We start from the raw sequence: 13,937 nt of genomic DNA, 5'->3' as shown, positions 1-13,937 counted from the left end.
CTCACTCCCCAAAACGAACATGTCGGGCACCATGTCCGGCATACCATTCGCTAGGGTACCCGATTTCCCACGCTTAGGAGCTGCCGTTTACATAATTTATCCATATACACCTGCATATCTGCACACCCCGCATGGCGCCGCGAACCTAAAGAGGGCCCCGTCCGAATTCGGACAGGACCCGTGCAGCACGCGATGGATAGGCGGATGCGGCTAGTCGAGCTTCATGATCTTCGCGACGCGCTCAGCGTGGCGGCCGCCCTCGAACTCGGAGGTGAGGAAGACCTTGATGATGTCCTTGTTGACGTCGAGATCGACAAAGCGGCCGGAAAGGCACACGACGTTGCCGTCGTTATGGCGGCGGAAGAGGTCGGCGAACTCGGGCGTGGTGATGGAGGCTGCACGGATGCCGGCGACCTTGTCGGCAGCGACCGCCATGCCGATACCGGTGCCGCACACAAGCACGCCGCGGTCGGCCGCGCCCGTAGCGACCATGTTCGCCACCTTCACGGCATAGTCGGGGTAGTCGACGCGCCCGTCGGTATCGGGGCCGCAGTCAACGGTGTCGACCTTGAGCTCGGATGCCAGGAAGTCGACGAGTTGCTGCTTCTGCTCGAAACCGGCATGATCGGAAGCGATGGCGACGCGCATGTAGATATCCTCTCGTTCGCGATGGTAGGCGTTGGGCGCAGGGCTCTATCTCACTGTATCACGGTTCGGGAGCGCGCCACGGCGTCATGCCAGCCCGACAGGCAATGCGCAATGACGCTTTCGTCGCCCTTGGGCTCAAAGCGCTTGCCGCGCGCATGGTCCGCCGCGAGCTCCTCGCGGTCCTCCCAAAAGCCCACCGCGAGGCCGGCGAGATACGCCGCGCCGAGCGCCGTCGTCTCGACCGCCTCCGTCTGCACGACCGGGATGCCGAGCAGGTCGGCCTGGAACTGCATGATGAACTCGTTGCGGGAGGCCGCGCCGTCGACGGAGAGCTCCGAGAGCCTCATGTGCGCGTCGGCCTCCATCGAGCGCAGCACATCGAAGCTCTGGTACGCCATGGACTCGCAGGCCGCGCGCACGAGCGTGGCGCGATCAGACGCGGCGGTCAAGCCCGTGATGATGCCGCGCGCGCCCGGGTCCCACCAGGGCGCGCCCAGGCCCGTGAAGGCGGGCACGAGATAGCAGTCGTCGTTATCGGGCACCGAACTCGCAATAGCGGCGGATTCGCTCGCGTCGGAAATGATGCCAAGCTTGTCGCGCAGCCACTGGATGACCGACCCCGCATGGAAGATCGACCCCTCGAGCGCGTAGGAGATCTTGCCGCCCTCGGCGATGCCGATGGTCGAGATGAGCCCGTTGTTCGAGCGGACGATCTCGTCGCCGGTGTTCATGAGCATGAAGCAACCGGTGCCGTAGGTGTTCTTCGTATCGCCGCGCTCGAAGCAGCAGTGGCCGAAAAACGACGCCTGCTGGTCGCCCGCCACGCCCGCGATGAGCGGCATGTGGGTCATGACCTCGCTCGACACATGGCCGAAATCGCCGGAGCTCCAACGGACCTCGGGCAGCATGGAGCGCGGGATGTCGAGCATGCGGAGCAGCTCGTCGTCCCACTCGAGCGTGTTGATGTTATAGAGCATCGTGCGACTGGCGTTCGTGCAGTCGGTCGCGTAGACCATGCCGCCGGTCAGGTTGTAGATGAGCCACGTGTCGACGGTGCCGAACATGAGCTCGCCCGCCTCGGCCGCCTCGCGCGCGCCGCTGACGTTATCGAGAATCCACTTGATCTTCGTACCGGAGAAGTACGGATCGAGCTTCAAGCCCGTCTTCTCGCGCACCATGTCATCGTAGCCGGCGGCGATGAGCTCGTCGACGATCGGGGCGGTGCGCCGGCACTGCCAGCCGATGGCGTTGTAGATGGGCTGGCCGCTGTCGCGGTCCCATACGATGCAGGTCTCGCGCTGGTTCGTGAGGCCGATGGCGGCGATGCGATCGGAGTGGATACCGCTTTTGAACTGGACTTCGGCCATGACGGCGATCTGGGAGGCCAGAATCTCCATGGGGTCCTGCTCGACCCAGCCGGGCTGGGGATAGAAGGTCTTGATGGGTTTTGAGGCCTGGGCCACGATGCAGTCGTACTCGTCGACGATGATGGCGCGCACCGACGTGGTGCCCGAGTCGAGCGCCATGATGTAGCCGCTGGGAGAGATGGGGCCGACGCGATCGACCAGTCCGAGGTCGGATAGAGAAAAGGACATATCACAGCCCCTTAGTGTCAGAATCGGTGGGTGCAGCGTTCGCGAGCGCACGCTCGATGCGCTCGCGCGAGATGGGTCCCTCGCGCACGATGCGGTACGTGCCGTCCACGACCGCCACAATCGTGGAGGCGCCGTCGCAGACGGTGGCGCCGGCGTCGATCGCGGCGTCGACACCCGCGAGCACGCGCGGCTCGACATCGCGAAACGCCGTGGGCGCCGGGGCGCCGTGCGTGTTGGCGCTCGTGACGGCCAGAGGCGAACCGCAGGCGCGCACGAGCGCCTGGATCACCGGGGAGGCGGAGGCTCTCAGGGCGACCGTTCCGTCATCTGCCTGCATGAAGGGAGGAACCGCATCCGAGGCCTTGACGATGAGGGTCAGCGCGCCGGGCCAGAACGCGCGCGCGAGCACGCGGATCTCGTGGGGCACATCGGCGCCGAACGCGTCGAGCGCCTCCTCGCCGCCTACGAGCCAGGGCACCGTCTGGCGGACGTCGCGCCGCTTCAAGGTGAAGATGCGCCCGTATCCGGTCGTGTCGGCCGGCATGTTCGGCTCGCTCGCATAGGCGGCCACGCTGACGCCGATGCCATAGACCGTCTCGGTGGGCACGAGCGCAAGCCCCCCGGCGGTGAGGACCGATGCCGCATCGCGAATGGCCAAAGGGCTCGGCTGCTCGGCGCCGCCTACCACCCGATAGATTCGCTGCATATCCGACATCTCCCTCTCTGGACGACATGACTTTTGACGTATGGGATTGTCTCACGCCGCACCGGGGCCGGCTTCAACCCAGCGGGTAAACGTGAAATGTAATCGGCAAAGGGCCGCGCACACATCGCCTGCACAAACGCGACACCGAAACGCCTGCGGCAGCCCGTGCAGACCGAACGCGCGTCGCCGCGCCCAACGTGCACCGCTCCCAAGGACGCGCCCTTGCATTGTCTTCGTGCAAAAGGCACACGAACCAAGCCTTCGTGTGCCTTTTGCACGAAGACAATGCAAGGGAGGTCGGCGGCTGCGCGACGCGGGCGATACCGGCGCGCGAGCTACGCGCGTGCCGCGAAGCGGGCGCGGGCGGCCTCGACGGCGCGCTCGGGCACGATCGCGAGCACGAAGCGCGTCCTGCCAGCCAGATCGCGCGCGATGCGCACGGACTCGAACCCGGCGTCCACGCAGATCTGGGCGGCCGCGTCGAGCGTCGTTTCGTGCAGCTCGCAGGCGAGAAGGCCACCGGCATGCACCATGCTCGGCGCCGCGTTCACGAGACGGCGGAAGATATCGAGCCCGTCAGGGCCGCCGTTGAGGGCAAGGTCGGGCTCGTACCCGGCGACCTCGTGCGGGATGGTCTTCAGCACCGCGGTCGGGATGTAGGGCGGATTGGACACGAGCACGTCGAAGGTGCCCCACTCGGTCGTGCGGTCGAGCGGCGAGACGAGGTTGCCCTCGCGGATGTCGACCACCTCGGGCGCGATGCCGAGCGCCTCGCGGTTCTTGCATGCGAGCGCGACGGCACGCGGCTCGATATCGGTCGCCACGCACACCACCTGACCGGGGCGCTCCGTGGCGAACGACAGCGAGATGCAGCCCGTACCGCAGCCGACCTCAAGCACGCGCGCCACTCGGGGCGCGGCCTCGGGCTCCTTAGCAGCGACGGGCTCCTGCGCGGGCTCGGCATCCTGCTCGCCTGCAGGTGCGGGATCGGGTTCTCCCCCTTGGTCGGCACTGGGCGTCTCGGCCTCGGCCTCCTCCTTCTCGCGCGCCTTTTGCGCCTCGAGCTCGGCCTGCCGCTTCGCCTCGACCTCGTCGTTCCACGGCAGGGCCACGCGCCGACGGCGGCGGGCGTCGGCCCGGCTCCCAAGCACCTGGTTATCCAAGTAGGTCAGGACCTCCTCGACGAGCATCTCCGTCTCGGGGCGAGGAATGAGCACGCCGGGCTCGCACTTGATGTCGATCGTGCGGAACGACGTCTCACCCGTGATGTACTGCAGCGGCTCCCCCTTCGCGCGGCGCACGACCGCCTCGTGCATGCGGGCGAGCTCATCGGGCGACAGGGGACGGGAAAAGTCGGTGTAGAGCTGGATGCGCTGCAGGCCCGTGACGGACGTGAGCAGCCATTCCGCCGATACGCGCGGGCTCTCGTCGCCCTTGCTCGCGAGATATTCGTTCGTCCAATCAAGGCACCGCTTGACCGTCCAGGTTTCCGCCATGATGCGCTCCGTCCCCGTTCTCGTTTCCCTATCCCCGCGATTCTATAGCACGCACCCACCGGGGCGCGACGTCAACGCGCGCACGGCAGGTTTGGGGACGCATCGGCGCTGTCCGCACACACGCCCCTGCCGCCCATCCCGCATCTTCTGCCCGATATCCGACAGATATGCGAGGCGGGGCCCGACCATGCGGCCAGGCCCCGCCTGATATACCCTTCAGGCGCCTATCGGTTAGTCCGCCACGGCGACGGTAAGGTCCTCGCGCACGTGGACGCGGCCGTCGGCGAGCAGCTGGACCACCTGCGGGTACAGCTCGTGCTCGATCTCGTGGATGTGGGACTCGAGCGTATCGACATCCCAGCCCTCTTCGACCGCAAGCGCGCGCTGGGCGATGATGGGGCCGGCGTCGTAGGCGGCGTTCGCGAAATGCACGGTCACGCCCGTGACCTTGACGCCGCGCTCATACGCGTCCGCGATGGCGTGCGCGCCGGGGAAGCTCGGCAGCAGCGCCGGATGCAGGTTCACGACGCGATTGGGGAAGGTGGCCAGCAGCGGCGCGTGCACCATGCGCATGTAGCCGGCCATGATGACGTACTCGACGCCCTGCGCGAGCAGCTCGTGGGCGATCACCTCGTCGGCCGCGATGGGGTCGGCGTAGATCTCCTTGGAGAGGGTGAGCGTCTGGATGCCCGCCGCCTCGGCGCGCTGGAGGCCCTTGGCAGACGGCCGGCTCGACACGACGAGCTCGATCGTGGCGTTGAGCGAGCCGTCGGCGATGCGATCGATGAGCGCCTGGAGGTTCGTGCCCGATCCGGAGATGAGCACGCCGATCTTCAGCGGCGAGGGACTCTCGCCGGCAGCGCGCACGGCGGCGCGGGCGGCCTCGATCTCGTTGCAATCGGGAATATGCAGCCCGTCGCCCGCCGGCTCCTGGCCCTCGGCGGCCTCGATGGCGCGCTTGAGCTCACCGTCCACATTGGCGCTGAAAAACGCGTCGCTCGGCAGTGCCTCGGGCGGAAGGCCGGCCTCCTCGACCAGCTTGCGGTACTCGTCGTTAGCGCTCATCGGCATACACCACCTTACCGGTGCCCTCGACGCAGGTGCCGACGCGGAACGGGTGCTCGCCGGCGGCCTCGAGCTGAGCGGTGATGGCCGCCTCGTCCTCGGGCGCGCAGATGAGCATGAGGCCGACGCCCATGTTGAACGTCTTGCAGGCCTCGTTCGGGGCGAGCTCGGCGTGTTCGGCGATATAGGTGATCACGGGCGGCACGTCCCAACCCATGGCGGCGCCGTTGCGCTCCACCACGGCGTCGACATCGGCGGCAAGCGCGCGGTTGAGGTTCTCAGTGATGCCGCCGCCGGTGATATGGGCGATGGCGTGCACCGGGGCGCCGGCGCGCAGCAGCTCGAGGATGGGCTTCACGTAGATACGCGTAGGCGCGAGCAGGGCGTCGGCCAGCGACAGGCCGGGCGCGACCTCGATCGCCTCGAGCTCGGCCTTCTTGGCGGCAGCCTCGGGCGTGCCGGGGACGATGCCGTCGACACCGATCACGCGGCGCACGAGCGAGTAGCCGTTGGAGTGGATGCCCGTGGAGGGCAGGCCCAAGATGACGTCGCCGGGACGGACGTTTTCGGGGTCGAGCATCTTCGGACGGTCGACGACGCCCACGGCGAAACCGGCCAGGTCGTAGTCGTCCGGGCGCATGACGCCGGGGTGCTCGGCCATCTCGCCGCCCACGAGCGCGCAGCCCGCGAGCTTGCAGCCGTCGGCCACGCCGCGCACGATCTTGGCCATGTGCTCGGCCTCGATGTGGCCGATGGCGATGTAATCGAGGAAGAACAGCGGCTCGGCGCCCGAGGCGAGGATGTCGTTCACGCACATGGCGACGAGGTCCTGGCCCACCGTCTCGTGGCGATCGAGAATCTGGGCGAGCACGAGCTTCGTGCCAACGCCGTCGGTGCCCGAGATGAGGATGGGGTCTTCCATATCCTTCAGCGCGGCGGCGGAGAACAGGCCGCCGAAGCCACCGATACCGCCGATGACCTCGGGACGGTTGGTCTCGGCAACCATCTGCTTGATCGCATCGACCGCGCGGCCGCCCTCGGCGGTGTCGACGCCCGCGTCCTCATAGGTCACGTGCTTGGTGTTCTCGCTCATGCGTGTCCTTTCGATAAGGAGGTTCTACCTGCTCATGATGATAGCAGGGCGCACGCGGGCGCGCAGGGCGCACGGGACATGTGCTGCCTTCGCGGCCGTGCGGACGCCCGATAAGAACGCACCGCGAGGCGGCCACAGACCATCCTCGCGGCGACGGGTGTCCGCCTGGGCGGGCTCGGCTTCGTCCTGTTCGCGCTTACGCGCCGGGATGCGACGCCTCCCAGCTGTGGTCGCGGTCCTTCTCCTGCACGATGTCGCGCGGCAGCACCGGGCTCTCCGTCAGGTTGCACGGATCGTAGCCGTCCATGAACTTGTCGCGCCCGAAGCTCTCGGGAATGGCGACCGGGTAGACGCCCGTGAAGCACGCCGTGCAGTAGCCGCGCGCCGGGGCGCCCGCGCCCTCACCCGCGCGCACGCCGATAGCCGGCACGCAGGCGAGCAGGCCCTCGACGGAGAGGAACGCGAGCGAATCGGCCCCGATAAAGGCGCGGATCTCCTCCACCGTCTTGTTGGCGCTGATGAGCTGCGTCTGTACATCGGTGTCGATGCCGTAGAAGCACGGCCACACGACCTCGGGCGAGTTGATGCGCACGTGCACCTCCGCCGCGCCCGCCTGGCGCAGCATCCGCACGAGCTGCACCATGGTGGTGCCGCGCACGATGGAGTCGTCGATGACCACGAGGCGCTTGCCGGCGATGTTGTCACGCAGCGGGTTGAGCTTCATGCGCACGCCCATGGCGCGCAGCTCCTGCGTGGGCTGAATGAACGTGCGGGCGACGTAGCGATTCTTGATGAGGCCCTCGCCGAAGGGGATGCCGCTGACCGCCGCATAGCCCTCCGCCGGCGGCAGACCGGAGTCGGGCACGCCGATGACCATGTCCGCCTCGACCGGCACCTCGCGTGCGAGCTGGCACCCCATATCGTAGCGGCAGGCGTAGACCGACTTGCCGCCCATGAACGAATCGGGGCGCGCGAAGTAAACCTGTTCGAAGATGCACTCGGCGGACTCCTTCGCCGCGGGCACGCCCTGCTCGGAGACGAGCCCTTCCGCAGAGATGCGCAAAATCTCGCCCGGGCGGATATCGCGCACGTACGTGGCGCCCACGATGTCGAGTGCGCAGGTCTCGGACGCCACGATCCAGGCCGGCGGCTCCTCCGACGCGCCCGCCTCGCCGGACGCCTCGCCGCCCAAGCGGCCGAGCACGAGCGGGCGGATGCCGTAGGGGTCGCGGAAGGCGTAGAGCGCCTCCTCGTTGATGAGCGTCATGGCGTAGCCGCCGCGCACGAGCTCCATGGTCTTGCGGATGCCCTCGCGCAGATGATGCGTGCGCTGCGTGAAATAGCCGATGAGCTTCGCGGCGACCTCGGAGTCGGAGTTCGACAGGAACGGCACACCGAGCTCGATGAGCTGACGGCGCAGCTCGTCGGTGTTGACGAGGGTGCCGTTATGCGCGAGCGCGATGATGACGTCGTTGATGGTGGACAGGTGCGGCTGGGCGGCCTCCCAGCTCTTGGCGCCCGCCGTGCCGTAGCGCACGTGGCCCACGGCGAGCTGGCCGGTAAGGGTGGAGAGATCCGCCTCGGAGAAAACCTGATCGATCAGGCCGAGGTCCTTGCGGACCATAACGGTGCCGCCATCGCCCACGGCGATGCCCGCCGACTCCTGTCCGCGGTGCTGGAGCGCCTTCAGGCCGAAGTACGTGATGCGCGCGACGTCGCGCCCCGGGGCCCAGACGCCGAAGACGCCGCATTCCTCGTGCAGCGTATCGCCATCCGTCGACCCCACCTGCCGCGACGATGCGCAGCCCGTCGCCTCCACGGTCATATCGAGCATACGAAATCCCTTCCCACCGGCTTCGCTATCGAGACCCGCACATTATAGGTGTGCCGTGCTGCCCGTGCGCGCCCATGCGGCAGGTCACGCGAAAACACCTCCGGCAGGATTTTCCCGCGCCCATCTGAATAGAACCGCAAGCTAATGGAGAGAACCCCTAATATGCCCCACGGCTTCGATACACCCCAACCACCTAAGATTCCAAACCATCTATGACAAGGAGCGCCCTGTGAGCACGACTGCATCCGCGCGCGTTGCATCGAGGGATGTGCGCCCATCGCCCAACCTTCTCGATCCCAAGCAACCGGCACCCCCTGAGAAGCAGGGCATCCCGCGGCTGCTGAAGGTCTACGGCGTCCTGTGCCTGGCCGACGGCATCATCTCGTTGCCGTTGATCGCCCTGCTCATCGGCGCCGTCGTGGTCGTCATGGTGCGCTCGCCGCAAGACCTGAGCATCGCCGCCGACCCGACCCTCACGGTCATCGTCGCCTGCATCAGCGTGGTGCTGTCGCTGATCGCCTCGGTGCTACTCATCCGCTTCGGCCGCGCCCTGCTGAAAAACGACCGCCGACGCGCGGCAATCCGGTCCGAAATCCTGATCGTCATCACGCTCGCCCAGGCGATCGTGAACATCATGCTCGACGGCATCGACCCGAGCCTCATCCTGCCCGCCATCCAGATGGTGATCTTGATCGTCATCTCCACCAGCCTCGACCCGACGCTGCGCCAGGAGCGCGACCTGCAGGCGCGCCTGCGCGACATGCAGGACCGCGAAGCTGCCGAAGAGGGCATGCTCGGGCGCGACGAGACCGGCGAGGGCTACATCAAGCTCAACTTCTTCAACCTGTTCTGGGTATTCGTGGTGTGCAGCTTCCTCGGCCTTGTGCTCGAGACCATCTGGCATATGGTCGTCGTCGACCCGGGCGTCTACCAGGACCGCGCGGGACTCCTGTTCGGCCCGTTCTCGCCCATCTATGGCGTGGGCGCCGGACTCATGACCGTCGCCCTCAACCGCTTCTACCGCAAAAGTCCCATCGTCATCTTCCTCGTGAGCGCCCTGATCGGCGGCGCCTTCGAATGCGCGGTGAGCTGGTTCATGCAGACGGCATTCGGCGCGGTGGCGTGGGATTACTCAAACGCCACGCTGTTTGGCCTCATGCCCGACCCCATCGCCGCCCTCACACATGGCCGCACCTGCACGAATTTCGCCTGCATCTGGGGCTTCCTCGGCCTCGTGTGGATCAAGCTGTTGCTCCCGCACCTGCTTAACCTCATCAATCTCATCCCTTGGAAGGCACGCTACTCGTTCACGTCGATCTGCGCCGTCCTCATGCTCGTGAACTGCATCATGACGCTGCAGGCCCTCGACTGCTGGTTCGAGCGCGAGAGCAATATCGCCCCCAACTCGCCGGTCGAGGAGTTCTACGCCGACCACTTCGACAACGCGTTCATGGCGCACCGCTTCCAGAGCATGACGATCCATCCCGAGACCACGAGCCGTGTGGACCGCGGGAGCGCGAGCGCAGCGGCCTCGGATGCAATCACGCCCAAGGCATAAGGTACCCGTCCCAAGCGCACTCGCCTGAAAACACAAGCCCCTGCACGCAAGGCGGCGGCCCCTCGATGTGAGGGGTCGCCGCCTTCGTCATGTTCGCCATAGTGGAAAAGGCGGAACGCACCGTGCAGGACGCCCGGCCGTCCGCCGAGCACGGCTTGCCGTCCGAAGGGCGCGGCTCGCCGCAGGCCACGGCCGCCGATCGTGCGCACCGGACGCCCGGCATGCGCCCGGCCGTCCGCCGTGCATCTCGAATGCCGCCGCGTATCGCACCTGCGCGCCGGACATCGCGGGCGCACGGCGAGTCGCCCAGCAGCTGCATGCGCCGCGCTGCGTCTTACGCCTCGTGCTCGATTTCCGCCACGCACTCGTTCTTGATGGTGCCGACCAGCGACTGCAGGGCGTCGATTACGCGCGGGCGGATGTCGCCGCCGATGAGCACGAGCATGATGTCGTCGCCCACCTCGAGCTCGCCCTCGTTGAGCCATACGCGCACGTACCCGATGCCGGGCAGGGCGCGCGTGGCATCGATGGCGGCATCGACCTTGCTCCGGTCGTAGGAAAACGTCATGCCGCCCACCTTGTGGCCCGGCTGCACGCCGTCGGTTGCCACACCGCGTGCCTCGGCCTTGGGCGTCTCGCGCACCGTCCCGTTATGGATGAGGTACATGCCGCAGGCGCGAAAGCTCGGGTCGGCCTTCGCCTCGGCAAGCCAGGTATCGATCGAGGGCATCTGCTGTGCCATTCCAGCTCCTTTTCGTTTCGCGGGCGGGCGCGGTGCCCGCCGTCCGCAAGCATTGTAGCCTCTTGGGAATGGCCGTCCGGCAGCATTTCGCCTGAAGCGCGCGGAGGGCCATCCGGAGAGCGGGGGAGGACACGCGGGCGCTGCGAGCGCAAACACTCCCGATGGCGCCAGCGCATCGGGCCGGTCCGCATGCTGCCCTGCATGCAGAGGGTGCACGCTACATGTTGCGTTGTCGTGCTGCCGCGACTAGTGGGCGTAGGCCGCCGCGATATCGAGCACCATGACGGCGCGGGTCGTGCGCGGGATGATCTCTCCTGCGCACGTCACGAGGCTCATGACGTGTGCCGCCTGGTCGATGCGCTCGGACGCATCGGCCGCTTCGGCCTTCGCATAGGTGTAGAGGTTTCTCAGATACGACTGGAGCGTATCGCCCGTACCGGTGAAATTGGGCGTGCGCGCCGCGGTGTAGGTCTCCTCGACCTGCGCGGTGAACATCGGCTTCAGCTCGTAGGTGACGTGTGGCGTGATGTAGTACACCGTCCCGATCGTGTCGAAGGTCGCCTGGTCGATAGTGTTGTCGATGATCTTGAACATCTTGCCGTCGTTCATGTGGTGGCCGTAGAGCGTCGTCTGCTCATCCACCATACCGGGTGCGGCGTCGTCCATGTCCATGAAGATGGTGCCCGAACCGTTGCCCGAACCGTCGAACAGCCGCGTGAGATAGGTCGTGTTGTTATCGGTCTGCACCACGGGGTAGTTCACCGGCGTGTTCGGGATATAGATCCAACCCACGACATCGGGATTGATGGCGGCCAGTGCATCGAAATCGACGGTGGGCACGGCATCGCCCTCGTCGGACACCACAGCGTACTGCTGCAACTCGGCGTAGGTGCTCTGGGCCTCGCTGTAGCCGATCTGCGCACGGATGAACAACCCGCCCGCCACCAGCAGGAGCACGACGCCAATCGCGATGAGGGCATAGGAGAGCACCGGCTTGCGGCGTTTCGCGTAAGAGTAGCCCGAAGGCGGCTCCGCCGACTCGCCGGCACGCGGGACGCGCGGTGTCACCTGCTTGCCCGCGTGAGCCGATGAGACGCGCTCCCCCGCGCGCGAGAGCGCAGCCGCATAGCTCGCCTCTGCTGCACGGGCGACTGACGCCCGTGCTCGATCGGACGCGACTCCGGTTGCGGGCAGTGGGGAGACCGCGCCCTGACCGGAAGCGACGTCTGCGGGTAAGGATGTTGTCGGAGAAGGGCTCGGAGACGATGCGGGCTTGGGAGGCGCCGCCGGTTGATCTGCGGAAACGGCCATGCGCTGGGTGACATCAGCAGACGGGGCAGCCGGGGCAGACGCGGCCCGCGCAGCATCGGTGGGCGACGGCACGGACGAGAGCGAAGAGCGGGACGCTGCCGGATGGGGCGTCGCCGAGACCGCCTCGCCCGCAGACGGCATGCTGCTCGCCTCGGCACAACGCGCTTCCGCGGGACGCGCCGAAGAGGTGGACGCGACCTGGGCAGAAGCCGTATGAGCGGCGGTCGCGAAGTGACGGGCGCTGCCCGCCGGGGACGCCGCGCCCAAAGATGCCGCGGCGGGCGCACCCGGAGCGGACTCGGGCAGCGCATCGACGGTGGGAGCAGACGCCCTACCCGCACGAGGGGTCGGTGAAGTTGCCACAGCCGCAGACACGCCAGCAGATGAGGGTGCGGATGGCCTCGGGGCTGCGGACGCCGGCGACGCGACCGCGCGAGCAGAAGGCCCGAGCGCAGCGGGTGCAGCGAAGCGCTTGCCTGCGGGACGCGCGGCGCCCTCGCCTATCTCGCCCCCATCAGCGGCAGGTGCGGACGCGGGCGCGAAGCGCGCCCCGGCAGGACGGGGCGTCTGCTCGTCGTCGCCATCGGCATGCGATGACGAGAAATGAGAACCCGCCCGAACCATCCGCACGCGCTCCACGGGAATCGACCGCAGCTCGCCGCCGAATCGATCCTGCGTGCTTTCAGCGTTGGCATCATGCCGATCGCGCGTCGCCATATGACCCGCCTCCCCTTGTGCGCAAAGAACGCGGCACGCCCACGCCTACCGAGCATCGGCGCGCCGCGCACGGCATCGGCTCTACGCCTCGGCCATCTCGCGCTTCATGTTCTCGATAACCGTGCGGTACTCGGGCATGGTCGCGCCGAGGATCTGCGTGGCGTAGATGGCGGCGTTCTTCGCACCGTTGATGGCGACGCATGCCACCGGCACGCCGGAGGGCATCTGCACCATCGAGAGCAGCGAGTCGAGGCCACCGAGGTCGCTCGTCTTCATGGGCACGCCGATGACGGGCAGCGGCGTGAAGGCGGCCACGACGCCGCCGAGGTGCGCCGCCTTGCCGGCTGCGGCGATGATGACCTTCAGGCCGCGCTCGGCAGCGGAGCCGGCCCACTCGTGCACCTTGTCGGGCGTGCGGTGGGCGCTCGCGATCACGAGCTCGTAGGGCACGCCGAGGCGCTCGAGCTCGGCGGTGCAGCCCTCCATGGTGGGCAGGTCGGACTTGGAACCCATGATGATGCCCACAAGCGGGGTCTTTTCGGTATCTGCCATGTGTGGCCTCCTGTGATCAGAGCGGCGACGGGCGCACCTCGCCCGTCCCTTACCTGGTGAACAGATTTCAGTATAGCGGGGCGGGCGCGACGGCGCGGACATGGAGTCACAGGGCGTTTGCTCGCGTGGCGGAGGGGCAGGCGGACGGAACGTCATGATGTTCCGGAAGGGTGACCAAGGCATGCGGCATACGCGGGAGCACAGATGGCGGCAGGGCCGTCGCACGGGCGGGACGGCAGCGGCGGCGGGCACCTCCCGCATGGAAGGCGGGTCCGCCGCGCACGGGGCGGCGTCTCGCGCGCCTAGCGCTTCTTGTGGGGACGCTTCTTGCGCTGCGGGCGCGCGGTCTTGGAAGCCGTCGCGCGCGAGCTCGCGCGCGTGCGATCCTGGCGGCGCCGGTGCATGACGTAGATGGCATGGCCGAGCAGCATCGAGATGACGACGAGCGCCAGGAACATGAACGGGTTGCTGCCGGATGCCTGCTGGGTCCCGGCGGCGTCGGCATAGGCCGACGCGGGAGCCAGCAACCCGGCGAGCAGGGCGGCTGCAGTCAGATTCGCGCGCACGGAATCCTCCTTATCGGTTTTCGTACCACAGCCGCAGTGTACCCCGCCCGGGCC

At 67.4% G+C, this 13,937-nt stretch carries 13 protein-coding genes; 2 read left to right on the top strand and 11 right to left on the bottom strand.

Annotated elements, in window-relative coordinates:
- Positions 1–210: 210 nt before the first annotated feature.
- The 7 genes from rpiB to purF form a co-directional block, all read right to left on the bottom strand.
- Complete coding sequence (gene rpiB, locus H6A21_RS08245; RefSeq protein WP_204562267.1) at positions 211–648, bottom strand: ribose 5-phosphate isomerase B; 438 nt, start codon at positions 646–648, stop codon at positions 211–213.
- A gap of 50 nt (positions 649–698) precedes the next feature.
- Positions 699–2,243 carry a glycerol kinase GlpK gene (gene glpK, locus H6A21_RS08240; protein ID WP_204562266.1) on the bottom strand — a complete coding sequence of 515 codons (1,545 nt, stop codon included), beginning with the start codon at positions 2,241–2,243 and terminating at the stop codon, positions 699–701.
- A 1-nt stretch (position 2,244) separates the two neighbouring features.
- Positions 2,245–2,949 (bottom strand): L-threonylcarbamoyladenylate synthase, encoded by a 705-nt coding sequence (locus H6A21_RS08235; protein WP_204562265.1) that lies wholly within the window; start codon positions 2,947–2,949, stop codon positions 2,245–2,247.
- A gap of 335 nt (positions 2,950–3,284) precedes the next feature.
- Positions 3,285–4,448, bottom strand: coding sequence for a methyltransferase (locus H6A21_RS08230; RefSeq protein ID WP_204562288.1), 1,164 nt, complete (start codon positions 4,446–4,448; stop codon positions 3,285–3,287).
- A gap of 228 nt (positions 4,449–4,676) precedes the next feature.
- Positions 4,677–5,333 (bottom strand): phosphoribosylglycinamide formyltransferase, encoded by a 657-nt coding sequence (gene purN, locus H6A21_RS08225; RefSeq protein WP_342636087.1) that lies wholly within the window; start codon positions 5,331–5,333, stop codon positions 4,677–4,679.
- A gap of 166 nt (positions 5,334–5,499) precedes the next feature.
- Positions 5,500–6,603, bottom strand: a complete 1,104-nt coding sequence (gene purM / locus H6A21_RS08220) for a phosphoribosylformylglycinamidine cyclo-ligase (protein ID WP_204562264.1) — start codon at positions 6,601–6,603, stop codon at positions 5,500–5,502.
- 196 nt (positions 6,604–6,799) lie between these two features.
- Positions 6,800–8,428 carry an amidophosphoribosyltransferase gene (gene purF / locus H6A21_RS08215; protein ID WP_204562286.1) on the bottom strand — a complete coding sequence of 543 codons (1,629 nt, stop codon included), beginning with the start codon at positions 8,426–8,428 and terminating at the stop codon, positions 6,800–6,802.
- Between the two features lie 238 nt (positions 8,429–8,666).
- Between purF and H6A21_RS08210 the strand changes: the two genes are divergently transcribed.
- Positions 8,667–9,995, top strand: coding sequence for a putative ABC transporter permease (locus H6A21_RS08210; RefSeq protein ID WP_204562263.1), 1,329 nt, complete (start codon positions 8,667–8,669; stop codon positions 9,993–9,995).
- A gap of 334 nt (positions 9,996–10,329) precedes the next feature.
- Here the strand turns inward: H6A21_RS08210 and H6A21_RS08205 are convergent, their stop codons facing one another.
- A complete protein-coding gene (locus H6A21_RS08205) occupies positions 10,330–10,737 on the bottom strand; it encodes a molybdenum cofactor biosynthesis protein MoaE (RefSeq protein WP_239462753.1) in 408 nt (135 codons plus the stop codon).
- Between the two features lie 246 nt (positions 10,738–10,983).
- Positions 10,984–11,805 (bottom strand): class B sortase, encoded by an 822-nt coding sequence (locus H6A21_RS08200; RefSeq protein WP_342636085.1) that lies wholly within the window; start codon positions 11,803–11,805, stop codon positions 10,984–10,986.
- A gap of 241 nt (positions 11,806–12,046) precedes the next feature.
- Between H6A21_RS08200 and H6A21_RS08195 the strand changes: the two genes are divergently transcribed.
- Positions 12,047–12,265, top strand: coding sequence for a hypothetical protein (locus H6A21_RS08195; RefSeq protein ID WP_204562262.1), 219 nt, complete (start codon positions 12,047–12,049; stop codon positions 12,263–12,265).
- Between the two features lie 581 nt (positions 12,266–12,846).
- Here the strand turns inward: H6A21_RS08195 and purE are convergent.
- Both purE and H6A21_RS08185 read right to left on the bottom strand, forming a co-directional pair.
- Entirely contained in the window at positions 12,847–13,317 is a 471-nt protein-coding gene (gene purE, locus H6A21_RS08190) for a 5-(carboxyamino)imidazole ribonucleotide mutase (RefSeq protein ID WP_204562261.1), read from the bottom strand.
- A gap of 302 nt (positions 13,318–13,619) precedes the next feature.
- The coding region (locus H6A21_RS08185) for a hypothetical protein (protein WP_204562260.1) at positions 13,620–13,937 on the bottom strand (318 nt) is incomplete at its 5' end.

Source organism: Collinsella tanakaei (genome assembly GCF_016902615.1).
GTDB lineage: Bacteria > Actinomycetota > Coriobacteriia > Coriobacteriales > Coriobacteriaceae > Collinsella > Collinsella tanakaei_A.
Note: the sequence above shows the minus strand (reverse complement) of the source record. Positions and strands in the feature narration are given on the sequence as shown.

Excerpts from the sequence above, each read along its gene's own strand:
- rpiB (WP_204562267.1), bottom strand. The coding sequence starts at position 648 with ATGCGCGTCGCCATCGCTTCCGATCATGCCGGTTTCGAGCAGAAGCAG.
- glpK (WP_204562266.1), bottom strand. The coding sequence starts at position 2,243 with ATGTCCTTTTCTCTATCCGACCTCGGACTGGTCGATCGCGTCGGCCCC.
- H6A21_RS08235 (WP_204562265.1), bottom strand. The coding sequence starts at position 2,949 with ATGCAGCGAATCTATCGGGTGGTAGGCGGCGCCGAGCAGCCGAGCCCT.
- purM (WP_204562264.1), bottom strand. The coding sequence starts at position 6,603 with ATGAGCGAGAACACCAAGCACGTGACCTATGAGGACGCGGGCGTCGAC.
- purF (WP_204562286.1), bottom strand. The coding sequence starts at position 8,428 with ATGACCGTGGAGGCGACGGGCTGCGCATCGTCGCGGCAGGTGGGGTCG.
- H6A21_RS08205 (WP_239462753.1), bottom strand. The coding sequence starts at position 10,737 with ATGGCACAGCAGATGCCCTCGATCGATACCTGGCTTGCCGAGGCGAAG.
- H6A21_RS08195 (WP_204562262.1), top strand. The coding sequence starts at position 12,047 with ATGCGCTGGGTGACATCAGCAGACGGGGCAGCCGGGGCAGACGCGGCC.
- purE (WP_204562261.1), bottom strand. The coding sequence starts at position 13,317 with ATGGCAGATACCGAAAAGACCCCGCTTGTGGGCATCATCATGGGTTCC.